This window comes from Acidobacteriota bacterium (genome assembly GCA_040754075.1).
Classification (GTDB): Bacteria; Acidobacteriota; Blastocatellia; order UBA7656; family UBA7656; genus JBFMDH01.
The window spans coordinates 26,185-51,546 of record JBFMDH010000041.1; the positions used below are offsets into that span (position 1 = coordinate 26,185).

Annotated in this window: 21 protein-coding genes; 13 read left to right on the forward strand and 8 right to left on the reverse strand. The window is 45.2% G+C overall.

Annotation, left to right across the window (positions count from 1 at the left end):
- Positions 1-36: 36 nt before the first annotated feature.
- The 10 genes from AB1757_28205 (at position 37) to AB1757_28250 (ending at position 10,711) form a co-directional block, all read left to right on the forward strand.
- Complete coding sequence (locus AB1757_28205) at positions 37-1,233, forward strand: pilus assembly protein TadG-related protein (GenBank protein ID MEW6130947.1); 1,197 nt, start codon at positions 37-39, stop codon at positions 1,231-1,233.
- A 57-nt stretch (positions 1,234-1,290) separates the two neighbouring features.
- Complete coding sequence (locus AB1757_28210) at positions 1,291-2,463, forward strand: AAA family ATPase (GenBank protein ID MEW6130948.1); 1,173 nt, start codon at positions 1,291-1,293, stop codon at positions 2,461-2,463.
- 37 nt (positions 2,464-2,500) lie between these two features.
- A complete protein-coding gene (locus tag AB1757_28215; GenBank protein ID MEW6130949.1) occupies positions 2,501-3,787 on the forward strand; it encodes a CpaF family protein in 1,287 nt (428 codons plus the stop codon).
- Positions 3,788-3,909: 122 nt separating this feature from the next.
- Positions 3,910-4,785 (forward strand): type II secretion system F family protein, encoded by an 876-nt coding sequence (locus AB1757_28220; GenBank protein ID MEW6130950.1) that lies wholly within the window; start codon positions 3,910-3,912, stop codon positions 4,783-4,785.
- Positions 4,786-4,796: 11 nt separating this feature from the next.
- A complete protein-coding gene (locus AB1757_28225) occupies positions 4,797-5,711 on the forward strand; it encodes a type II secretion system F family protein (protein ID MEW6130951.1) in 915 nt (304 codons plus the stop codon).
- Positions 5,712-5,868: 157 nt separating this feature from the next.
- The gene (locus tag AB1757_28230; GenBank protein MEW6130952.1) at positions 5,869-6,246 is read left to right on the forward strand and encodes a DUF192 domain-containing protein; all 378 of its coding nucleotides are present in this window, start codon (positions 5,869-5,871) and stop codon (positions 6,244-6,246) included.
- Between the two features lies 1 nt (position 6,247).
- The gene (locus AB1757_28235) at positions 6,248-7,648 is read left to right on the forward strand and encodes a tetratricopeptide repeat protein (protein MEW6130953.1); all 1,401 of its coding nucleotides are present in this window, start codon (positions 6,248-6,250) and stop codon (positions 7,646-7,648) included.
- 152 nt (positions 7,649-7,800) lie between these two features.
- Complete coding sequence (locus AB1757_28240) at positions 7,801-8,154, forward strand: hypothetical protein (protein MEW6130954.1); 354 nt, start codon at positions 7,801-7,803, stop codon at positions 8,152-8,154.
- Positions 8,155-8,216: 62 nt separating this feature from the next.
- Positions 8,217-8,960: an SH3 domain-containing protein gene (locus AB1757_28245; GenBank protein ID MEW6130955.1), complete on the forward strand. Its 744-nt coding sequence runs from the start codon at positions 8,217-8,219 to the stop codon at positions 8,958-8,960.
- Between the two features lie 149 nt (positions 8,961-9,109).
- Complete coding sequence (locus AB1757_28250; GenBank protein ID MEW6130956.1) at positions 9,110-10,711, forward strand: hypothetical protein; 1,602 nt, start codon at positions 9,110-9,112, stop codon at positions 10,709-10,711.
- A gap of 22 nt (positions 10,712-10,733) precedes the next feature.
- On the opposite strand, the gene AB1757_28255 is transcribed toward AB1757_28250, so the two are convergent.
- From AB1757_28255 to AB1757_28290, 8 genes are all read right to left on the reverse strand, one after another.
- Positions 10,734-12,392 (reverse strand): hypothetical protein, encoded by a 1,659-nt coding sequence (locus AB1757_28255; GenBank protein ID MEW6130957.1) that lies wholly within the window; start codon positions 12,390-12,392, stop codon positions 10,734-10,736.
- Positions 12,389-14,023, reverse strand: a complete 1,635-nt coding sequence (locus AB1757_28260; protein MEW6130958.1) for a hypothetical protein — start codon at positions 14,021-14,023, stop codon at positions 12,389-12,391. The genes AB1757_28255 and AB1757_28260 overlap by 4 nt, the downstream gene beginning before the upstream one ends.
- A 137-nt stretch (positions 14,024-14,160) precedes the next feature.
- Complete coding sequence (locus tag AB1757_28265; protein MEW6130959.1) at positions 14,161-15,111, reverse strand: hypothetical protein; 951 nt, start codon at positions 15,109-15,111, stop codon at positions 14,161-14,163.
- Between the two features lie 90 nt (positions 15,112-15,201).
- Entirely contained in the window at positions 15,202-18,297 is a 3,096-nt protein-coding gene (locus AB1757_28270) for an HYR domain-containing protein (GenBank protein ID MEW6130960.1), read from the reverse strand.
- A gap of 337 nt (positions 18,298-18,634) precedes the next feature.
- On the reverse strand, positions 18,635-19,894 hold the full coding sequence (locus tag AB1757_28275) for a VCBS repeat-containing protein (protein MEW6130961.1): 1,260 nt from the start codon (positions 19,892-19,894) through the stop codon (positions 18,635-18,637).
- A 48-nt stretch (positions 19,895-19,942) separates the two neighbouring features.
- A complete protein-coding gene (locus AB1757_28280; protein ID MEW6130962.1) occupies positions 19,943-21,274 on the reverse strand; it encodes an ABC transporter permease in 1,332 nt (443 codons plus the stop codon).
- Positions 21,275-22,186: an ATP-binding cassette domain-containing protein gene (locus AB1757_28285; GenBank protein MEW6130963.1), complete on the reverse strand. Its 912-nt coding sequence runs from the start codon at positions 22,184-22,186 to the stop codon at positions 21,275-21,277. It abuts the gene before it with no gap.
- Positions 22,187-22,282: 96 nt separating this feature from the next.
- Positions 22,283-22,762, reverse strand: coding sequence for a zinc ribbon domain-containing protein (locus AB1757_28290; GenBank protein ID MEW6130964.1), 480 nt, complete (start codon positions 22,760-22,762; stop codon positions 22,283-22,285).
- 121 nt (positions 22,763-22,883) lie between these two features.
- Here AB1757_28290 and AB1757_28295 point away from each other — a divergent pair, with 121 nt between their 5' ends.
- The 3 genes from AB1757_28295 to AB1757_28305 all read left to right on the forward strand — a co-directional run bounded on the left by AB1757_28295 (position 22,884) and on the right by AB1757_28305 (position 25,356).
- Entirely contained in the window at positions 22,884-23,399 is a 516-nt protein-coding gene (locus AB1757_28295) for a hypothetical protein (protein MEW6130965.1), read from the forward strand.
- 156 nt (positions 23,400-23,555) lie between these two features.
- Entirely contained in the window at positions 23,556-24,737 is a 1,182-nt protein-coding gene (locus AB1757_28300) for an acyl-CoA dehydrogenase (GenBank protein ID MEW6130966.1), read from the forward strand.
- Between the two features lie 91 nt (positions 24,738-24,828).
- Positions 24,829-25,356, forward strand: coding sequence for a GNAT family N-acetyltransferase (locus AB1757_28305; GenBank protein ID MEW6130967.1), 528 nt, complete (start codon positions 24,829-24,831; stop codon positions 25,354-25,356).
- The last annotated feature ends 6 nt before the right edge of the window (positions 25,357-25,362 follow it).

Sequence of the window (25,362 nt, forward strand, 5' to 3'; positions counted from 1 at the left end):
CGGTTAAAGGAATTGCCATCGGGAAGGAGTTGTACCATGCCCAAACATCAAAATGAACGCGGATATACCTTAGTGGTGGTTGCTGCTTGTTTATTTTTATTCTTGGGATTTGCGGGATTAGCAGTTGATGTCAGCATCGCGTCAAGCGCGCGCACCCAGGCGCAACGTGCCGCCGATGCCGCAGCCCTTGCCGGAGCGTTTACCTTTATCAATACGCCAACCGCAACGCAACCGGCAACCGCAACGAACGCGGCGACAGAAACGGCAATCAACAATGTGATATTGGGAACCCCGATTGCGGCAGGCGAGGTGACGGTTGCGGTTGATACCAATAATCGAAGAGTGACAGTGACCATTGCCCATTCCCAAAGCACCTATTTCGCAGATGCACTGGGGCAATCGACAACCAACATCAGCGCCACCGGGATTGCCGAAGCCTCCAATAGCGCGACCGGTTCAGGCAACGTCAAACCCTTCTTTATTCCCAACACCGCTCTCTATGTTTCAAACAACGGAAGTGATACGGCTTGTACGCCATGTACAACAAGTCCGCCTAACATTCTCATTGATCCGCAAACGCGCCAAACGACAAACTGGGCATTAACTCAAATTGCCTCCGGTAACAATCGTTTTACAGTCAAACCGCAAAATCCGGGGAATGCCTTGCGACCAGGTCAATTTTACCTGATTGATTTTGGGGGTACGCAGCCGGGCGATCTTGATGAGATTATCTCCAGCTTTATTTCAGACCCGCGATTTTGTGATACCACCTATTCGGTGCTGACTGGCAATCATGTTGGTCCCGTCAATCAGGGAATTAGCACTATGATCGGTTGCGGACAGGGGAATGTAGATAATCGGGATATTTATGTCGCACCGGGACAATACCGACGACCCGATGGAAATATTTACAGCACCAGCAGAGCGTTGTTTACCGCGCCGGTTTGGGATGTTTGCAACGCCTCTTTTGGAGGCACTCCTTTTTGCCCAACTGCTGATTTTCCGGGAGGCACACAACCTCAATTACAAATAATCGGATTTGCTTTAATTTTCCTGGAAGGCTTTCAAAACAATGCCAATCAAGCACCGAGTTGTAATGGCAATGATGCCGTCGGGCGAGTGGTTGGGGTTTGGGGATGCCAAGGCAATGGCGGTGGCGGTGGCGGCGGGGGCATTGACCCTACGGAAACCGGACCCTACGCAATTCCCTTGCGTTTAGTCAGGGTTCCCTAAATTTATTCAATCAAATTGATTTTTTGCACTCATAAGGTTCGGAAGTAAAACAGAAGTATGACAGCTACAGAAATCACTATCGGAATTATCTCTCCATCAGAGGAGACCAGAGAGACGTTACGCATTCAAGTGGGGGCGACCGGATTAGCTACGGTCAAAATCGAGTTGGAACAATACTGCTTGACCATCGGTGACCGGGCTTCGCGGCAATTACTCGAAGCGTCACCCGACATCATCATCGTGGATATGGATAGCACCCAATCGGCATTGCAAACCTTACATTTTTTACATAAGGCTGTACCCGATACCTGGCTATTCGTGCTTTCCACGTCCAACGACCCGCAACTGATTATCGAAACCATGCGAACCGGGGTACGCGAGTTTTTCGCCAAACCGCTGCACCCACGCAATCTTTCGCAAGCTATCGGACGTTACATCTCTGAACAACAACGACGCACCAAAGAGGCAGGAAAAATATATTGTGTGACCTCGGCTAAAGGGGGCGTTGGCGCTACCGCTTTATCCATTAACATCGCAACCTCGTTGGCAGTCAATCCCGACGCCCATGTCGCTTTGATTGATTTAAGTGGCCCGATTGGTGATGCCGCCACCAACCTGAATTTGAAACCCCAATTTACCATCACCGACGTGTTGCAATCAGCTTCCCGTTTAGACCCGGTTTTATTGGAGAGTTTCACATCGCGTGCCAATGGGGTTTCGGTTCTGGCAGGTCCTCGCGAATTCAATCCCAATATTTTGTATAGCGTCGATGCCATCGGCAAAGTGTTGGATGTCGCCACGCAAACCTACACCCAGACGATTATCGATTTGTCATCATCATTGAATAAAGATTATTTACAAATCATCACCGGCATGGCGTCGAAAGTGGTGGTGGTGCTCACCCCGGAATTGCCCGCCATTATGCGCACCGAAAGATTGCTCAGATTTTTATCATCCATCGGGGCAACCGATAAATTGCGAGTGGTGTTAAATCGTCAACGAAAATCGGATGAAATTTCCGAAAGTGAAATTGAAAAAGCCTTGAAACGTTCGGTGAATTGGAAATTGCCGAATAATTATAAAGGCGCAATTCAAGCGATCAATACCGGCGAGCCGGTGGTCACCGCAAACCACTCTGACCTCGCCTCCAGTTATCGTACATTGGCTTATCAACTGGCGGAACTTCCACTGCCAGAGAAGAAAACCGGGTTCTTAAAATTTTTCTCATAAGTTGCAGCTTCATCGCTGATGCAGGAGGGGAACGACCATGTTTGCCACAGATTATCGAGAACTCAAAGCGAATTTACATTCTAAAATCCTCAATGAGATTGACCTTGAGAGTTTAAATCGCTCCGGCGAAGAAGCCGGGCGCGAGCAGGTCGGGTTGATTATTCGCGACATGTTACAACGCGAAAAAACCCCGCTCTCGCAAACCGAACGGGAAAAAATCGTGCGCGAAATTTTAGATGAATTATTCGGTTATGGCCCGATTCAACCTTTGCTTGATGATCCCTCGATTGCCGATATTTTAGTGAATGGCGCAAATATCATTTATATAGAGCGCAATGGTATGTTGGAAAAAACCGATGTTACCTTTAATGATGACCAACATCTGATGCGCATCATCGAGCGTATCGTTTCGCGAGTCGGTCGGCGGGTTGATGAATCTTCACCGATGGTCGATGCGCGGTTACCGGATGGTTCACGTGTCAATGCGATTATCCCCCCGCTTGCTCTCGACGGCCCAACCCTATCCATCCGCCGATTTGGTCGAGACCCGTTAACCGCAGACGATTTACTCGGCAACGGAACGCTCAGTGTGCCGATGCTCGAATTATTAAAGGCTGTGGTCATTGGCAAACTTAATATTCTGATTTCCGGTGGAACCGGCGCGGGAAAGACCACGTTGCTGAATGTGCTTTCTGCGTTTATTCCTGAGAAAGAGCGCATCATCACTATAGAAGATGCTGCCGAACTCCAATTAAAACAGGAACACGTCGTGCGCCTGGAAACTCGTCCGCCCAATATCGAAGGCAAAGGGTCGGTAAAACAACGGCAACTGGTTATCAATACCTTGCGTATGCGTCCAGACCGCATCGTGGTTGGTGAGGTTCGCGGCGAAGAGGCGCTCGATATGTTGCAGGCGATGAACACCGGGCACGAAGGTTCGATGACTACCATCCATTCCAACAGTCCGCGTGATGCCTTGAGCCGATTGGAAACTATGGTGGCAATGGCAAACCTGAATTTGCCGGATAAAGCGATACGCCAGCAAATTTCTTCGGCAATTAATCTTGTCGTGCAAATTACCCGGTTGACCGATGGCACCCGCAAAGTAACCAGTATTTCGGAAATCACCGGGATGGAAGGCGCAATCGTAACCATGCAGGATTTATTTATTTTTGAGCGGCAAGGGTACGATGCCAATAATCGTGTGCGTGGCAGATTAAGACCTACGGGAATTCGCCCCAAATTTAGCGAAAAACTTTTGGCTGCCGGAATACGGTTGCCAATGGATATGTTTGAAACCAATTTGCTCAATGCAGCAGACTGATTTGATTGAAGAGGTAAGGGGTTATGATTGCAATTTTGACAGTGTTGATTTTTTTTATCACGCTCAGTCTCCTCCTGAGCGGAATGTATTTTTTCATTGAAATACCCGCAGCCAAAAAAAGAATGCAAATGCGTTTAGGAGCGATTCAAGAATCGGCATTTCAATCTTCACCCAACCCTGAAGTCGTATTGCTTCGGGATGCCGTTTTAAATCAGATTCCCATCTTCAGTCGTCTGTTGATGAAGATTCCCATCACCGGCAAATTACAACTGTATATCGAACAATCGGCATTGAAGATTACCGTCGAAACGCTGTTGATGATTGCGATGGCGGTTGCCGTTATCGTTTTTTTACTCGTGAGCTTTATTGCCAGCTTACCAATGTTAGTCGGGCTGGCGCTTGCCTTACTGAGCGGCGCGATTCCGTTTGCGGTCGTGGCTTTTTATCGACAACGCCGATTTTCAAAATTTGAAGAACTTTTCCCGGATGCCATCGATATGCTGGCGCGCGCGGTTCGCGCCGGACATGCCTTCACCACCAGTTTTGAACTCATCGCGCGGGAAATGCCTGAGCCATTGGCGGGCGAATTCAAAATCACTTTTGAACAACAAAATCTGGGAATGCCGCTGAAAGAAGCTTTACACAACTTAACCGTAAGGATGCCGTTGACCGATGTGTTTTTTTTCACTTCCGCGCTGCAAATCCAACGGGAATCCGGCGGCAATCTGGCGGAAATTCTCGATAATCTTTCACACGTCATTCGTGAACGCTTCAAAATTTTGCGCCAGGTTAGAGTGGTGACCGCCCAAGGACGCATGACGCTTTACCTGTTGATGGCGCTAACGCCGGGATTCACTTTCCTGATGTATCTGAGAAACCCCAAATATGTCGGACGATTGTTTACCGACCCGCTCGGTCAAAAAGCCTTGGCAGTCGGGGTGATACTGCAAATCATCGGGTTTTTAATTATCCGAAAAATTATCCGTATTAAAGTTTAGAGGTGACCACGATGAGTCTTACTCTCTTAGCCGTTATTTTAGGGGTACTGGCATTTCTCATTATTTTCAGTTTAGCCATGCTGCTTTTCAGCAAGCGGCGAAACCTGGAAGAGCGCGTCGGGCAAAGTCTTCCACAATCGAACCAACGGAGATTCGACTGGCGCAACTACATGAAACGGGCTGAAGGATTGTTTAAACCGCTTGGCGACATCATTCCGCGTTCCCCCGAAGAGATGTCGCGCCAGGAAAAACGGCTTATGCACGCTGGCATTCGTCACAAAGATGGGCCCGTATTATTTTACGGGGTCAAATTGGCGCTGGCGATTATCCTTTTTATAACCTTCAATCTGACCAGCTATCCTGACTCCATCATTTTACGAATCCTTCTATCGCTATTGTTAGGCGCAGCAATCCCGGATATTTGGCTTTCTACGAAAAGTCGAAACCGTCAGGAACGCATCCAACTGGCGATTCCTGATGTCCTTGATTTAACCGTGGTCTGTGTAGAGGCGGGCTTAGGGTTAGACCAATCGTTGCTGCGAATTGGGCATGAACTTCGTTTGGTTCACCCGGCAATGAGCGAAGAATTACGATTATATAATTTGGAAGTTAGTGCCGGTCGAAGCCGCGCCGATGCGCTACGAAATTTAGCCCATCGAACTAATGTCGATGATTTGAAGGCATTGGTCGCGGTGCTCATCCAGACCGACCGTTTCGGAACCGGCATCGCCCAATCGCTGCGCGTGTTTTCGGATTCATTGCGCACCAAGCGTCGTCAACGGGCTGAAGAACGCGCCGCGAAAACCGCTGTGAAAATGGTTCCGGTTTTGGTGTTTTTTATTTTTCCCGCCATCTTTATCGTGGTGGTATTCCCGGCATTCCTGGCAATCATTCGTGATTTATTACCGAAAATCGGTGGGCATTAAATTGCAGTTTAGCAGGTCATTCAATCTAAATTGGAGGAAACGTACATGTCAACATTTCAAGTAATCTGTTTAATCCTGGCTGCATTCGTGCTGATGATTATCATCGTCCGTCGGCGCAGCAAATCAAGAAGTTAATCTGACGACGGCTAAATCATCGGTGTCCAGATTCAGAGTTTTTAATCGCACCAAAAATACGCTTCTGGCTTTGGAGGTCGAAAAAGCCGCGACCTCCTGGAGCCGCATAAAAGGCTTGCTTGGTCGAAGGGCGGATGAATTTTCCGTTGGTAAAGGATTATGGATTTTGCCTTCGCAAGGGGTTCACACCATCGGCATGAAGTTTCCGATTGATGTGGTTTACCTGGATTCAAAATTTCGTGTGGTACACCTTTATCAGCAACTGTCGCCCTTTCGGATAGCTGCCCTGAAATCGGCAGCCAGAAGCGTCATCGAATTGCCAGCAGGAGTTTTGGCACTAACCCAAACGGCTGTGGGAGACCTTTTGGAAATCAGCGAAACCAACGCTGAAGGAGGGTAACATGAAACGTTTTGGAATTGCCGGAATGCTAATTATGGCGCTTGTTTTCGGGCTTTTGTCGGGATGTAAGAAACGCAAGTCGGTTGCCATAACCCCTCGTGCCCCTGCGGCGACCACCCCTTATCAATCCGCTGATCCGGCGGATTTATCGGAGTACATCAGAACCGTTTTAAAAATATCTCAGGAAAATACGGTTGCCTCGGAAGAAAAACTGGCTGAGTTGTTAAAAGCCAAACCGCAACTGGTGGCTTTGATTCAGGTCGCCGGTGCCAATGCGCGGGACATCCAATCTCGAACTCTACTTGCTGAAGCCTACTTTAAAGCAGGGCTTCATCGACATGCCTTTCAACTTTATCAGGAAATCAAAACCATCGCTCCGCAAGACCCGATTGCGGATTTGGGGTTAGCAAAAATATGGAATGAATGGGGCGATTACGCGCTGGCTTCTCAACACGCCGAAGCAGCTTTGCGCTTAGCTCCCGATTCGGTCAAGGGTTTGGAATTGCTGGGCAAAATAAAATTGCAAACCAATGATCTCGATGGCGCGATTTCAAGCTTTTTATCAGCCATCCAGCTTGCACCCGATAATGGCTCACTCTATGCCAACGCCGGTTATGTGTACCTTGCGCGGGGTGATTTTCAACCGGCACGGTATTACCTGGAACGAGCGGTAAATCTTGAACCGTTTCTCCCGGAAGCGCAAAATAATCTGGGCATCACGCTGGGACATCTCGGCGATTATCCAAACGCGCTGAGAGCTTTCACGATTGCCAATGGACGGGTCGCCGGATTGAATAATTTAGGGGTTGTTTATATGGAACAACGTCAATGGGCAGATGCTTGCAAGGCGTTTCGCCAAGCGTTAGCCATTGACCCGACCTATCAAAAAGCGCGAAAGAATCTTATCGAAGCGGAAAAACGCATTCCTTCACCGACGGTAATTGAGTTGAAACCATTTTCAGAAACCAGCAGCGGAATCGTTCACTTAAAACCCAGTACCAGTCAAACCATTGCTTCCGGTCAATTCAAACAAGGTGTACAGGTCATCGGAGAAAAGGTCGAGACCCGCGCTAAACCCAAGCCCCTCGCCCTATCCGGTTCTACAAACCGTGTCTCCATTGCCTTTCATGATGCGGTTGCAAGATTGAAAAACCGTCGTTATGCAGAGGCGTTGGAAATGTTCAATTGGCTTCTCAGACAATATTCCGAGCCGGAAACCGTCAGCGTTTGCCAATATTGGATAGGCGAATGTTATTGGGGTTTGGGCGACAAAGCGAAAGCTCGCCTGGCATTCAGTCGCGTGGTCGCTTATGGCAATGCTACAAAGCGACGCGATGCGCTATTGATGCTCAAGCGCATTGCCAATGCCGAGCGCCTTGTGACTAAAACTGCCAAGGGTTGAAGCCATAAATTTTTGCACCAATGAATTGCCGATTAATCGCTGGTTTCAAACTGGCAGAACTTATCAAAGCGATTGGAGGCACATCAAACATTTTTGACAATAAACCGAACTGATTAAATCCCGCTGAATGCGGCTAAGAAGGTGGTAGCAGTATGATGAAAGCCAAATGGGAGAAATTAATCAAAAAAAATATGTCCACAGTCAACGGAGAGAAACACATCTACAGACCGAATAAAGGAATAACCGTAAACATACTACTTGGTGGCGGGGAGTTCAGCATGCGTTCGCAAAATCTCGAACCCGCTTCCCCAAGCGGTTACTGTTCATTGACGGAGACCAACTTCGACATCGCTCTGGATATTTCCCAGGAAGATTTTTTGCTGGTTCACAAATTTGTTCCTGATATATCGACGCCGAATGTGAAACATACTCATCATATTCCCTGGGAAATGATTGTTGATATTATCATCAGCGAACGGGTAGACCATAAGGAAGTGATGATTTGAAATTCCCAGGCGATTGGGCAATGCCTGGTTCGTTGTGGAAGGGTAAAGCACAAACCGATCTCATGAAATTGTGGGAAGCAAAAAATATTCCGGTCGTTATTTCACGCTGGCTCATCGGTCTTCTTTTTCTGGTGATTATCTTAGGGTTCACCCAAATCACCAAGGGTGCATTGATGCAAGATAATCAAAACGATTGGCAAGCCATCGTCAAAACGGATTCACTGAACATCTACACCGAAGCCTCAACTCAAAGTGCCGTGGTTAAATCTCTGAAAAAGGGAGATGTGGTCATTATCGCTTTAGAGATTGTCAGCATGGAGGGAACCTGGTGTGGCGTTCGTGAGGTTGCTCAAGTAAAAGTGACCGGATATGTGCGCGATGTTTTTTTAGAGCGCAATCCTGACACGCAATTAACTGCCTGGCAATATCTGCCGCCACCCCCGCCACCGGAAGAGGTGAAGCCCGAAGAAATTAAACCCAACGACGCCAAAAAAGAAAATCGCAGAGTGTGGATACCGATTCGTAAAACCGAAGTCAAACACGAATTGGATAAATTGTTCATTTCCAAATATGGGCGAACCCTTCCCGTAAGCGCCTTCGGTCAAACCGTTCTACATACGAGCTTGAATTATGACCACCGGAATTCATTCGATATTGCCGTGCATCCGGACAGCGCCGAAGGGCGAACCATTATCACCTACTTACGCGGAAAAGGTTTGCCATTTATTGTCTTTCGTAGCGCCGTGCGCGGTTCAGCCACCGGTCCCCATATTCACGTTGGCAACCCCTCCCCCAGAATGTATTGAACTCAACAGGATGAGAACATCGCTTTTGTTGATTGATGAAAACCTTCATCAGGCAAAACATCGACGAGTTAAATAATCGAGGTGAAGTATTCGGTGGCGAATGTCCGGGATAGGCTTGAGAATTTTAACTGGCGAAACATCTATAATCCATGATGAAAAATAAAATTTTTATCTGGCTGATGCCATCAATTGGGGATGTCCTCTTTTTAAGAATATTGTTCAATATTCTTACGGTTGGAACGGCGCTGTTATACGATGGGGATACCGGCTGGCATTTGATAACCGGCGAAAATATTTTAAAGACCTGGCAAATTCCTTTTCACGACCCCTACTCGCACACCTTACCTGAAACTGCATGGACAGCCCACGAATGGTTAGCCGAAGTTATTTTTGCTTTCATCCATCGATGGATGGGATTAAATGGAGTGGTGATATTTTCGGCTATTCTAATCGCTTTAACCTACTTTCTGCTTTATCGCTTTTTGCTCTTTAGAAAAGTCAGTCCGATGATCGCCGTATTTTTTACGGCAATCGGCGCGTGGGCATCTTCACTGCACTGGTTGGCGCGTCCGCATATTTTCTCTTTTTTATTTACCTTGGCTTTTTTCATCATTTTGGAACTGCATCAGCGTGAGGGAATAAATTATTTAAAGTTTTTACCGGTTTTAATGTTGGTTTGGGTCAACCTGCATGGTGGATATATCTTCGGATTGATGCTGGTGGGAATTTATCTGGGTGGCAATTTAATTATTGCTCTTACCATTTCAGAAAGGCGTGAAGCCGCCAAAAAATCCTGCAAGTCACTCGCCATGATTTTTGGCATTACGTTACTGGCTACCTTCTGCAATCCACAGGGACCGGCGATTCTCTATTTTCCATTTCATCTCATCGGACGGCAATTCATTATGGATAATGTGGCTGAATGGTTATCGCCAAATTTTCACAAACATGGTGTATTTGAATTTGTATTGCTTTTTTATCTTGGAATTTTAATTTTTTCAAAACGAAAGCCGGGGTTAATCGAAAGTTTGCTGGTTTTGCTGCTTGTTCATATGTCTCTTTACTCAGCCAGATACATTCCACTTCTAGGGCTAATTGTCACCCCGATGGCTGCCATACGATTTACTGAAGTTTTTGACGGACTTATCAATTATGTAACATCAGTTAAATTAATTGGTGAATTGCGAGAAATATTCTTAAAAATTTCTGCCAACATTACCTCATTGGAAACCCGCTTTAATAAACATCTCTGGATATGGGTTGGCATTCTGGGGTGTTTGGCAATTGCATTAAACGGCGGAAAATTAGGAGGCAAACAACTGTGGGCTTTTCAACACGACAAAAGCCGTTTCCCTGTAGAAGCGATGGAGTTTGTCTTACAAAATGAAATCCCCGGAAGGATGTTCAACAATGATAGTTGGGGTGGCTATATCATTTATAAAAGCTACCCCAACTATAAAGTGTTCATGGATGGGCGTTCAGATATGTACGGCGTCCCTTTGCTTAAAGAATACGTCAAAGTCGCAACTGCTCAACTCGGATATGAAGAAGTATTGGATAAGTATGATATAAGTTGGGTCATGTTCAATGCCAATTCACCCATCTGCCAACTGCTCATAGCAAGCGGGAAATGGAAACTGGTTTATGCCGACACCACGGCTAACATTTTATTAAAAGATACTCCCAAAAATCAGGGACTCATAATTCAGCATAAAGATGTTGTTTTTTTGCCCAAAGATGATAAGGATTAAACCCTTTCCACATTCTGAAAGGTTACTTTGCAGAAGCCTGAATAAGATAAATGACACACCGCCCATCACTAGAGGTAAAAACCGGAAAAAATAAATGAGGAGATTCCTTTATAAGTAATTTATAAGCTTTTTGATATTCATCCGCTTGTGATTCTAATTCCAAATCTGTTGATGTAAGTATCAAATATTTGACATTGTTTTTAGTAATGAGGTTATTGATTATTACTTTTTTTTCTTCCAAATCAGACTGATTCCCTACAATTTTCCCTCCATCTTTTAAGGGAGATGACCGGATTGCTTTACGATTGGTGTACAGATAGTACAGCGGGTCGCGATAACACATAAGAATATCATCTTGTTCGGTATTTTCAGTTAGCCAATATATCGCCTCTAAATCTTCGTTGGCTCGTTCAATATATTTTTTCTTTAGAGATGTGACCGAATAATAGACGCCTAATCCATAATAAGTGGCACCAAATCCGATGATTACACTAATGATTATAAAGATGACCCCAACACTCATTCCACCGGAGATGGTCAACCCTGCACTGACCTCTTTTCTTAATAACATCGCTAAATTTAAAAGTTCCAAGATGAGAAATAAAATTAGAAAGGGCAGGATTGGCACCAGAAAGCGATCATAGGCTGAATAGGGCCAGATCAATTGAAGCGCGAGATAAGTCAAAACATAAAAATGCAGTAACCGAAATCCCTTTGATGATATTTGCCTGATGAATCCGATTATTGTGAAAATTAGAGTAAGAAACAACAAAATGACAACCAGAATAATCTGTTCAGGACTGTAATTTTGTATCCAACTATAAGGCATTCCTAAGCAGGTTAGCGGAATTGAGACGACAACAAGCATTAAAATATTTTTACCAATAATTGATAAAAATGTGACCCCGTATGATTGCCCAGTCTGTACCTGTGCATCTTGAATAACATTATTCAACGTTTGGAAATAGCTTTCATAGTAGGCGGCATTCGCCCCTCCGTCCGTAGGTTTATTCATGTATCCCCAAATTACCCAAGTCGCAATTAAGGCGCATCCGATTGTAATGGGGATTAACCCTCGCCGAAGTTTCCCACGAAAAAAATAATATAAGACAACAGACCATAAAATCGTTATACCAGTTGACCGGGTTAAAAATCCCAGTCCAATGATTACGCCAACAAAAATTCCTTTTACCCAATTCCATTCCTTTTTTTCATACTCTTCTGCCAGGTATAAAGCCCCTATTGAAATCGCCGTATAAAACATTTCCACATAAATTCCCGAAGATAAAATAATCGTCCGCAAGTTAATGGCAAATACGGCAATAGTAATTACAGCAATCAATTTAGAAGAATAATCTTGTTTGGTGAGGTAATACCAAATTATAAAAAATGAGAGCAGGCTAACTATTGCTGATAAGCTCATCATCGCGGGTATATTGTCGGGAAAGGTGGGGTTTACCCGCCAGATTAATGATAATAAAAAAGGATGGAGTGGAGGAGATTTTGTCTGTACAGGCTCTCCGGGCAAACTGATAATTCGATACCCTTGATCTGTCGCTAAAGATTTTGCTGTTGCCACATAAACGGCATCGTCGTGGTAAAATCCAAAACTAAGCGGAGTGATTGCGTTAATGTAAATCGCAAAGGCAACAACCATTATTGTAAGCAACCCTTTTTTCATTTTGTCTCTTCAATAATTTTGTAGATTTCACACCGTTCGTCTGTTGTTTGAAAGACACGAACAAAGGTCTCCTGATTTTGTTCAATTAATTTCCTGTAGGTTGTTCTATAAAGCTCACCGTCATTTTCAAATTCAAAATCGGTCGAAGATAATATTAAATATCGAGCGTGGTTCTCTCGTATAATACGAAAGAGCGCCTGCCCTATCTCCGTTTCAGATACATTTGTGCTTACCAAATTTCCCCCCTCCTTCAACGGAGTAGAGCGAGTTGCTTTACGACCTGTGTACATGAAGTAGAGAGGATCATGGTAACAAACCAAAACATCAGAAACCTCTGTATGATTTTTTATCCAGCGAATGGATTCTGAATCCTCCAACACGCTACTACTTAATTTGTTTGAACTTCTCAGGCTACCCCCAATTCCCTTCGAGTAATTGACGAATCCAACGATCAAAATACTGATGAGCATTACTCCTAAGAAAAAAGCAATCAATTTATTCAGGGTTGTTTTTCCAAGTGTTAGTTCTTTGTGAACAAGTAAGGTTAAAGTTTCTATGCCTTGAATAAAAAACAATAGTAGAAAGGGAAGTAATGGCATCAAAAAGCGATCATACGCGCGATATGGCCAAATTAAATGCAGACCCAGATAGAAGAGAATATAAAAATGGAGGAAGCGAATCTCTTTTTTAAAAGTTTGACAGAAACTCACGATCACAAAAACAGCAGCAAAACCGAAATGCATAATATATTCTTTCGATGCCCCAATACACACCAGTGGTATTGCTGCTAATAAACCAATAGCATTTTTGACAACTATTTTTATTAAAATCAGGATTACAGGGTATCCTGTTTGGTGTTGTACATCGTCTATCACATTGCCCAAGGTTTGGAGATAGGATTCAAAATAAGCCGTGTTAACGCCAGCAAAGGTCGGCATGTTTAAGTAGCCCCAAACCACCCAACTGACAATAAAGATATTCGCAATAATTAAAGGTATTCCTGCCTGAAGGAATTTTTTATGATAAAAAAAAAGTGCTCCAACCGTACCAATTAACGCGATACCCGGAGACCGCGTTAAAGATGTTAAACCTATGACAATTCCAACAAATATCCCATTGAACCTGGATATTTCGTTCTTTTCATATTTCTCGGCAAGATATAACCCTGTAATTGAAATTGCAGAATAAACCATTTCCGTATAAATACCGCAGGAAAGAACGATGGTACGCCAGTTAAGAGCTGTTAAACCGATAATAATCAGGGCTCGCCATTTTGTCGCATATCCCAACCCCGTTAAATAAATCCATACAATCACCAGAGAAAAAATGGCAAACAAAACCGACATATTCATCATTAAAACAAGATTTGTGGGGAAATCGGGATTAATCCGCCAAATTAATGAGAGGAGGAGCGGATGCAAGGGTGGCGATTTAGTCTGTACAGGTTCATTGGGCAAACTGATGATTCGATAGCCCTGTCCGGTAGCCAGCGCTTTGGCTGTTACAACATAAATACTATCATCGTGATAATAACCAAAACTGTTCGGGCTAATTGAATAAATGTATAAGAACGACGCCACGACTAAAACGAGAGCCAGATATAACTCAGGTAGGGTGAAAATTTTTCTCATTCTGTGAACTGCGGCTTAACAACCGATGGTTATGTTTCGTATAAAACAAAATCCTTCCTTTGAAAGTGAATCATCGCTATTTCCCCTCTATTGAATAATGCTCAGGTTGAGTATTTACTCACATTTCCAGAGCATTTTTATTTCGTCGTTGGTGGGCTGACTTTTATTGAATCATTTTCGCGCGTCAGATTATAAGCGGCTACCCCTCCACCGATGGCGGCAGCTACGCCAACCACAATCCATCCATTTCTGGATTTATTGGAATAAGAATCGACTTCGATTTGTCCTGTCCAGGTGTCGCCCGTCGCTTCGATCACCGCGGTTACTGAGGTCGTGCCTTTGGTTCGTCCGGCATTAAATGGAACCGTCGCAATTCCTTCGTTATTGGTTAATGTGGAAAAAGTCGTGCTTGCCATCGTTCCCAATCCCAAAGTTCCCAATCCTTTGACGGTTGACGGAGCTAATGAAAACATGACTGGCACTTCAGCCAGCGGCTTATTATTTTCATCCCTAATCTGCACACGAATATTGCTCAATTGTCCGTAGGGCACTTTATAAGTATCACCTCGACCTACTGCCTGAATGGTATATTTTTTTTGCCGATAACCGGCTTCAACGGTCAGGTTCCCTTCGGTTAATTCATATGAAGCCCTGCCTTCTTTAATGTCGATATGAAACCTGGCACCCGGCGTAGAAGTGAAAACCAGACCACCCGCTTGAATAAACCCTGTGGCATTTTTATTCAAAGCTACAGAAATCTCTCCACTCATCAATGAGGCAATTAATACACCACCTTTTTGCTCGCTCGGTGATTGATGGTTGGTCGCCAATCGAACCAACGTTCCTCTGGCGAGTTTTACTTGTCCGATTGTATCCATCTCTACCAGTGTGCGCCCTTGACCATGTAACAGGTCGCCGTTCCAAATCGCTCGTTCACCCCAAACTTGCCGACCGTTGATGGTTAATGAACTGTGACGGATGATCTCGCCTTTCACAACGCCAATCGGCGCAACAGTCGCTATGGCATACAACCGTATCAGATTTTCCTCATCCCGATTATCTGCAAAGGTGAGTTTTGGGATTAGCATTATGGTTAATGCGGCGATCAGCAATAGAACGAGTGAATGTTTAGTTTGCATCTTCCACCTCTTCTCTTTTGACATATGGCGATATTCGCCTCACTGGCGTATTTTCCTGCCGGTTGCCGGTTTTTGCGCTAGCGGGAAATTCGTGAGATTGATTCCCGGTAAAAGTAATTTATTAGCAAGCCAATCTTGTTGAAAAATTGCGGATTCGAGAATCAGGTTGGCAGTATCTCCGGGTACGGAATTTGCCGAAACATTCGATTCACTATCAAACACCGTCACCTTTATGCCAACTATCCCTTTGTTATCCTTTGCACCGGTGAATCGTTGAACGACTGTGAAACTTTGTCCTCGAACAAAGTTTCCATTGCTGACCAGCGGCGCCAAATCAACGCTCAATTCCTGTTGCACGAGACGACCATCTTTATCAAAAAATTGATAACTGGCGCGATTCACATCCAGGTTGGGGTCATAGATGGTATATTCAACAATGAATTCATCATCAACTCGCGCGAAGGTTACCAGCGGTCCACGTCTTGGCGCTTCCGGGTGTGTGAGCACCACATCTTTGATCAGCCTTGCAAAAATATTAACCTCAATTCCTGCGCCACTACTCAATCGAAAAGTGATTCTGGACGAAATCGTATCCGGTAAAACTTGAATCGCCGGGAGACCTCGGATCGCGCGGTTCCGGGTTGGGATTATCGGGTTGAAAATCACCCGGAATTTCGCCTTTTGCCCCGGATTGATGGTTAGGTGTTTGAGAATTTCCATCTTCGTTAATGCCCCATCGGTGCTGACGATATAGACCGGGAAAAGGTCTTTATCATCCGGGTCGCCGATTCTCCCATTATTCACATCGTTTCCAAGTCGCCTGACGGATTCAAGCGATAGCGTAAAGGTCGCGCAACCGGTATTTTCCACTGTCAAATTGCGCCCCTGCTGTTTAATCTCTTTTTTATTTTTGGCGCGCGCCGCTACCGGTCCATATTCAAGCGCAGCGCCACCGCCTTCAATGATCAGCGAAGCCTCTGTATGTCCCACAACCGTTAATGAAAAGCTACAGGTTGCGCGACTGCCACGCGCATCGGTCGCCACACAATTTATTAAAGTGGTTCCGACCGGGAATGTTGAACCGGGTGGGGGCGTACAGGTAACTGTCGCACCGGGGCAATTATCGAAGGCTCTCGGCAAGGCATAACTTACAACGGGCGTACATTGACTCGATGTAGTCGTGACCATCAGATTGGCTGGACAAGCGATGCTCAATGGTTCCGTATCATTGATGATGACCGAGAACGAACAGCTTGCCGTCGCGCCACCGGAATCGGTTGCCGTGCAGGTTACGTTCGTCGTTCCGACAACAAAAGAAGCACCCGAAGGTGGTGAACATAGAACCGCTACACCCGGACAGTTATCATTGACCAAAACCGAATAAGGGACGATGGCGGCACATTGTCCCGGGTCATTGGAGCGGGTAATGGTTCCCGGACAGGTGATTGTCGGATTCGGATTGAGCGCCAGTAATGATACCGTGGCGATATTATTGCCCGACAGCGGGTCAGGGGTTGTCGCGCTAAACACTGTTGCGGTATTCCCGATTAGTGTGCCATTTGCAATCGTACAACCTAATCGGGCAACGATGGTGATGACCGCGCTGGTTCCGGGTGGAAACGATGCAAACGTCACCGTTCGATTAGTGCCCGTTCCTGAACAGACGCCTCCACCCGATGCATTACACGATAAGATTGAAACGTTTGAAGGGAATGAATCGGTCAGCGTAACCGATGAAGCAATGTTGGGTCCCGCATTGGAAACCAGAATGGTTTTGGTAAATTCCGACCCGGTTTGAGCCGAAACCGGCATGGTAATCAACACACTTAAATCCGCAGGTTGTCCGCCTGCCAAGCCACCTACTTGAATACCGCGACAAAATTCCGAAGTGTTATTGGCAGAATCCGTTGCCGTTGCAGTAATCACTTTCCCCTGCGCGATGCTACCCGGAATCGTAACATTGAAACTGGCATTGCCACTCGCATCAGTTATTACGCTGGTGAACCCCAGGAACGTTTCTCCTTCACCAAATCCTGAGGGGTTGGAAAAGTTATTGGAAAAAAATTCAATTCTAAATGTTCCATTGGGAAAACTGTTGAAGGTTCCCTGGATTGAGGTGCTGCCACCCGCACTGTTTGCAGTAGTCAAAACTGGAAAATTCTGCACATTATTCGCACCGTTATCAGCATCCCCAACGTCATTCGGAGTCACTCCATTGTTGCCCAAATCAATGCCCAGCGAACTGTTGCTAAAAATGGCATTGGATAAAATCGCGTTACTCACACCCGATACCACCGCAACCCCGTTGCTGCCATTAAACGCAATGGTGTTACTGGCATTCAACGCGGCTGAGCCAATCGCATTACTCCCTGCCCCGTTGATTAGTACCCCGTTTTGCGAATTACCCAAAGCAAGCGTGCCGCCGGCATCCGTCCCAATAAAATTGCCGCGTATCTGGTTTCCGGTTGCCGGTGCGCCAAATAATTGTATGCCATTCCGATTGGATGAAATGACATTGCGCGCAGCAGTCGTGGTGCCCCCTATGGAATTTCCCGCTCCTGAAATGAAGATGCCATCCAGGGTGTTGCCCACCGCGACGCTTCCTGAAACCGATGTTCCGATAAAATTGCCTTCAATGGAATTGCCATTGCCACTGATGGCGATGCCGTTTCCGTTAAAGCGGTTGATGACTAATCCTCTCACCACACAATTGGCAGCCGTGATGGTTAACCCGCTGGTTGCCCCGGCACTGATTCCATTCAGTTCGATGACAGGAGTTCCGGCAAACCCGGGCTGAGTGGTTCCGTTTATGGTGACTGCCTCAGTGATATCCGGGAGTGGGCTTAATGGCGAGATGGTAAAGGGAGCGATTCCCGGAATATTGAAATTGATGATGTCCGCACCGGGATTGGTATTCGCATCAATGATCGCTCTTCTTAATGAACCCGGTGTGGGGTTGAGATTGTCCCCATTATCGTTGGTTGTCGTCACGGTGAAGGTGACGATTGCCGACACCCTTGGACTTTGGCTCTGGATTATCAAAAACAACCCAAGCACCAAACTTAAACCCAATACCCCTCGCTGCCAAACTAACTGTTTGAATAGCAGTGAGCGGATTTTCGGAATCAGTAACATACCGAAACCTCCTTCGTCGAGTTCATACCTAAAAAGAGGGGTAAACGTAATCTATGAATTGAATCGGGTGCAGTCCTATAATCTGCACTTCAGTAGTTTTATGATTCCCTGCCGGTATCAAAATTTATTCTTTTCTGACTGGAGGGAGGTATTTCCAGGGATGAATAAGGTAATTGAATTTTGATTCGCTTAAATGCTGTTTTCCAGAAATGCATCTGGGATGATTGCCGATTAAAAATTTAGTGTGTTAATTGCGAGCTATGAATTAAGAAAAAGTGGATAGCGTGTGCGCGAGGTGACGGGTGAGCAAGGTAGTTGAATTGATTCCCACTTTTTCTTATTGTTTTTCGACCCAAACATCTTTCGTTTGGGTTATTGGATTCCGGTCTTCTTCAAACGAAACCCATAAAAGATAACCCCCAATTCCATAGTTATCTTTGCGCGTAAAGGTGCCTTCCTTATTGCCAAATATTACCGAAAGCCCACCGCCGAAATCATAAGCGCCATTTCCAATCACGATATCGAGAATATTATCGCCATCTACATCGCATAGAAAAACGCAGTGGGTGGCATACCCGGAAAGGAAACGATTATTAATTAAAAACTTGTTTTCATTCCTGCCAAGTAAAACTGTTATCGAACCGGCATAGTTTGGATAGTCGCCGGAACTGGCTACAACTATATCCATAATGCCATCATAATTCAAGTCGCCGGTCGTTGCGCAAACTCTGCCTTTGGATAATGGATACGCCAGCGCGCTTTCCGATTCCGAACCATCATTTTGAAAACCAAAACTAATCGCCAGTGTTCCGGTTTGGCGATTCGCTTCGATGACATCGGGCTTACCATCATGATTCAAATCCGCCACGAAAACTCCCAGTTGATTTTTACTTTTCATCAGGGAAACGCCTCTAAGGAAAAGCCCATTGCCTTTGCCCCAATAAAACGTGATGGTGTGGTTAAAAGAGCTGGCAACAGCAAAATCCATTTTCCCATCGCCATTAAAATCAGCAGCCGAGAAATAATTGGGGAGCGGGTGTGTCGGGTAATCGGTGAATAATCGAAATGTCGCCTCGCCGGTTCCTAAAAAGATTGAAACCGAATTGCCATAACGATTGGCTACCATTAAATCAACAGTCCGGTCATTATTTAAATCGGCTACAGCAAGCGAAAAAGGTATAGCACCCGTGGAATAATCAGTCTTTTTAATAAAGCGACCATCCCCGGTGCCAACAAAAATGGAAATCGTGTTACTCCCGGAATTGGCGATAACCATATCGAGTTTTTTATCGTTATTGAGGTCGCCCAGAACGACCGCTTGCGGAACCAGACCGGTGGCATAACTGCCTTTCAGACCGAAAGCGCCTTTGCCGTTATTCGCCAAAATGGTTATTGAGTTATTCTGGCGATTGACGGCGACGATCTCGGGTTTGTTATCACCGTTCAGGTCACCCAGGGCTAATGCCTGACGCCCTTCGCCGATTCCCAATAATAGCGCCTCACCGTTGTTTGATTTTTCAAAGGTGGTCAGCGATTGCGTGTCCGATTCCACACAAAATAAGATTGAAATGCTTAGGGATAAAAGTAGACGCTTCATTCCATCTTCCCCACGACGGTTTCACGCATTCTACCGGTCATCTTTGGATTATGAGTAGCGTATCCAGCGACCCAGTTCAATCAAGCTTGGGCGTTTACCATACATCAAAATTCCAATTCGGTAAATCCTTCCAACCATCCAGACTGAAGCGAGAATCGTTATCAACATTCCCACCATCGCCAGCGCCACTTGATAAATCGGCGGATTGATCATGGCAACCCGCATCATCATCAAGGTTGGGGCAAAAAACGGAATCATTGAAAGAATGGTTGAAAGGGTACTGTCGGGATTGGTCATGACCAAAGGGAATAATATCACCGGAACGACAACTAATAGCGTGACCGGCATCTGCACCTGTTGAGCGTCTTCTTCATTTGAAACAATAGCTCCTACCAAAGCATAAAGTGACGCATAAAGGAAGTATCCGAGAATAAAGAAAAGCACAAAGTAAATAATCAGGCTGATGGGAATTTGCGGTAACGGGATGCCCTGATTGACGAACACTGAAGCGCCAAAAACCAAAACCAATGCCAAACATAAAATCCAAATCGCATATTGAGTTAATCCCACCAAGCCAATGCCAATTAATTTTCCCATCATTAACTCAAAGGGTTTTACTGAGGAAATCAGAACTTCAACGATACGCGATTGCTTCTCTTCGATTACGCCGCGCATCACAAAAATTCCGTAGAACAAGGTTGTAATATAGATAAAAAACAGCATCACCATACCGACTGCAAAACGTGGAATGCCTTTCTCTTCTTCCCCACGCGGATTGCGCCTCTGCATTTGTACAGGTTTCAGATATTCCTCAAGATTCGCTTTATTGAATCCCGCCTGCGCAAGGCGACGTTCTTTAATCACATCATTGATGGTGCTTTCAACAATCGCCACCGCCAGGTCACTGGGATTTTTTGCATAGTATTCGAGCGGTTGTCCACTCAATGCCTCTTTAGGAATGACCAGAACCGCTTCATTGGATTTTTGTTCAATCCGTTTAATGGGTTCACTCATTAAATCAGCCAATTGGCTAGCTTCCTGAACGACAACTCTTGTTAGCGTGAATTGCAGGTTACCCAATCCCCGTTTTTCATCCAGCGAAGCATCCTGACCATCATTTTTGTTGCCGGTGGTTGAGAACAGCGATTTGCGGTTTTGTGATTCCAACCGGTTTTTTATTTCCGAAAAAAATTGCTCATCCCCGCTTAGATCAAACACCGTAATCGAGCGACTGCCTTTACTTCGATCAGCCAAAAAAGTTGGCAAGATTGCCAGCGCGAGAATAAATAACGGGCTGAGAAAGGTGCCTATAACAAAAGCTTTTGACCGCACACGTGTAAGATATTCGCGTTTGATTATGATTAAAATATTTCTCATCATTCACCTCTTATTCCCATTCGTTCGTTTAACGGATTCGATAAAAATATCGGTCAAGGAAGGTTCAACCAGTTCAAACCGGTATATTCGCGCCCCGGCGCTCACCGCCTGTTGCAAGAGGATTTGCGCATCGACACCATCATTGAGTACCAGTTCGGAATAATTCGCAAAACGTTTTTGCTGTTTAATCATCTCTTCGGATAAAAAATCCCTCTCGCTTTCATAATCGATGATCACCGTATTTTTACCGAAACTGCGTTTCACCTCTTTCAAACTTCCAATCAGTACCTTTTTTGACTGGTTGATCAGACAAATGTCATCACACATCTGTTCGACCTGTTCCATCTGATGGGTCGAAAACAGGATGGTTTTCCCTCTTTGTTTCATCTCAAGAATGATTTTTTTTAATTCATCGGTGCTAACCGGGTCGAGTCCTGAGAAAGGTTCGTCAAGAATTAAAATATCCGGTTCATGAATAATCGTAGAAACAAACTGCGCCTTTTGTTGCATCCCTTTAGACATCTCCACTGGCGTTTTGTTTTTCCAATTGCCAATTTCCAAACGCTCAAGCCAATAAGTGGCGCGGCGGTCAGCTTCTTTTGCCTCAATGCCCTTTAAGCTGGCAAAAAAAATCAATTGTTCACCGACCTTCATTTTTTTATAAAGTCCGCGCTCTTCCGGCAAATACCCCAAGCGTTGTTGGATTTCAGGAGTGATATGATTGCCTAACACTTTTATCTCACCTTCATCAGGTGCGGTAATGTTGACAATCATTCTTATCGAAGTCGTTTTACCTGCGCCATTCGGTCCCAGAAACCCAAAGATGGTTCCCTGCTTGACCGTAAACGAGAGATCATCAACCGCAACAAACTCATCGAAGCGTTTGGTGACGTGATTGAGTTCAACAATATTCATTCTGGTTCCCCACTTAAAATTTTTCGGTTTGACGTGATGCTTTTGGAATGGCTGACAAACCTGATGAGATACGGGAAATTTACAAAATTCAAGAAATTATTCGGTGTCCCTCACCTGATGAACTCTTGAACCCACCGGATTAAAATTTCGGGTCGTATGTTCGGTAACACTTGACACCGCAATCGGCGGTGCAGGCAGAGATGGCGAGGTAATAGGGTTTTGATTTTTTTGCGCTCTGGTCATTAATGGATGCAAGTCACGCTGATGGTTTTTGGCAACTCCAAGTAATCGCGACAACAATCTGATCAATAACACATCGATGGTCACGGTTGCCGAAACGAAGAAAAATGCCAGAAGCATCAATCCATCCTTATCGAAATTATCGTGGGCAAGTCCACTCATTGCCGCTAGCGGGATGGCAAATCCACAAATGGTAATGAAAGCGATGACTGCCAGGAATGTTCCCACCCCAAGGACTGAAACGGTTTTTTGATTTACCGGGTTTAAATTCGCGCCACACTGTTTGCAATAATTGACGCCTTCATTATTTTCAAAAGCACAAGTTGGACAAAACATATTTGCTCCTTATTCGTGAACCTTCTCACCTTGAAATGGCATGCGGTTGAAATTCCGCGTCGTGTGTTCGGTAACGCTGGTTACGCCAATGGGTGGCGGTTGAAATTGTGGTGGAGGCTGAATGGTTGTCGCTTTTTTTCTATTTTGGAAAGACCGTTTTCCCTCTTGTGGGAGATTCATCAATTTTGATAATAAGCGTAGAAGAAGGAAAGTGGTCGCGAAAATCGTCAATGACCCAAATACAATCATTGGAATCGCGACCGGAAGATTTTGTTCAAAATTGGTGCGTTCGGGATTAAGGTACGAAGGTGTCATCAGTTTGGTAACGAATGAAAAAATGATTCCCATTCCGCCCAGTGTGATAATTACCGCCGCCGCCGATAAAAACAGCGACGCCCACCCGACATTGGCAACCACCGGGAGAGGTTCTTCCATTGGTTTGGTTGGTGATAAATTGGCACCACAACGATTGCAATACTGCATTCCGACAGTTGCCTCAACTCCACAAGTCGAACAAAACATAGTTCCTCGCTTTCCTATTCAAACCTATCGGTTGGTTGGATTTTTATTTATATTCCAAAGAGATCGATTACCCTATGATTACGTTTACTCCAGAATTCAGGTTGCACCCAATTAACAATTATTCAAAGACCCGATTCACTCTTGAAAACCGCCGAATTTTTGTTGAAAAGCCAGTATTTTAAGGATTATCTCCAAAACTTGCGATGATTTTTTCAGCGTGTTAGATTCAAATCGTCATCATTCACCCCCACATTAACAGGAGAATAATTTTATGTCACAGTCAGCGCCAAAAATATCTGATAACACGATTCGCCCTCTTACCTCACTGAGCGAAGAAGAAAATCTATTTCGCCAATCGGTTCGTGAATTTGCCGAACAACAAATCCGCCCACTGGTCTCTGAGATGGATGAAAAAGGAAAATTTTCACCTGAACTCATCTCACAATTTTTTGATCTGGGGTTGATGGGTATCGCCATCCCCGAAGAGTATGGTGGACAAGGCGGCTCATTTTTTAATGCGATTATCGCTGTTGAAGAACTCTCTCGCGTTGACCCCTCCGCAGGTGTCATTGTTGATGTGCAAAACACTCTGGTAAACAACGCCATTTTGCTTTGGGGAACCGAAGAACAGAAGAAAAAATATTGCGCCAAACTTTCAACCGATACCGTCGGCGCCTATGCGTTATCTGAGGCGGGTTCCGGCAGCGACGCTTTTGCGCTGGCAACCCGCGCCGAGGATAAAGGCGATCATTATTTATTGAATGGGCAAAAACTCTGGATTACAAATGGCGGTGAAGCCGGACTTTTCATCGTGTTTGCCACTATTGACCTCACCAAAGGTTATCGCGGGATTACCGGTTTTATCGTTGAACGCGATTTCAAAGGATTCACCGTTGGCAAAAAAGAGAATAAACTCGGCATCCGCGCCAGCTCCACTACTGAACTGATTTTAGAAGATTGCATGGTTCCCAAAGAAAATGTCCTGGGTGAAGTTGGCAAAGGTTACAAGATTGCCATTGAAACCTTGAATGAAGGTCGCATCGGCATCGGTTCGCAAATGGTTGGACTCGCCCAGGGGGCGCTCGATTACGGCGTCAGTTACACCAAAGAACGGCAACAATTCGGACAATCAATTGCCAAATTTCAGGGTGTGCAATTCCAAATTGCGCAAATCGCCACCGAACTCGAAGCCGCAAGACTGATGGTCTATAACGCCGCGCGTTTGAAAGACGCCGGTGAAGATTATGTAAAAGAAGCCGCGATGGCAAAACTGTTCACCTCGCAGGTTGCCGAACATGTAACCTCACAGGTGGTTGAACTCTACGGCGGTTACGGTTACACCAAAGATTACCCTGCGGAAAAATATTACCGGGATGCCAAGATCGGAAAGATTTACGAGGGCACCTCAAACATGCAATTGAACACCATCGCCAAAATTGTTCTCGGTGTTTAATGAGATACTGAATTTTATATCGACTAACGCAGGCTGAAACTCGCTGAGACTCCGGTATTCAACCTGCGTTTTATTTTACTGAGGAATCGCTATGACAGCCCAAAATCAATTCACCATTCGTTATGCAAAACCTGAAGACGCATTCGTCCTATCCGAATTGGCTACGAAAACCTTTTACGATACCTTTGCTAAAGACAATTCACCGGAAGATATGAACGCTTACCTCGCGGAATCATTAAATCCCTCGGAAATGGCGGTAGAGATTTCTGATGCCAGTTTCATTTCTTTCCTGATTGAGAAAGGTTCTATCGCCGTGGGTTATGCGCAACTGCATACAGGTGATGCGCCGGAGTGTATTCACAGCGAAAACCCCATCGAACTTGCACGTATTTATGTTAGCCAGGATTTTATCGGTTCAGGCGTTGGCGCAAAATTAATGCAGCGGTGTTTGGATGAAGCCAAATCCTTAGGACACCAATCCATTTACCTCGGCGTTTGGGAGCACAACCTAAAGGCTCAGTCGTTTTATCAAAAATGGGGTTTTCAAAAGGTTGGCGAACATCCCTTTAAACTGGGCAACGATATGCAAACCGATTGGATTATGGAAAAACTTCTTTAATCCATT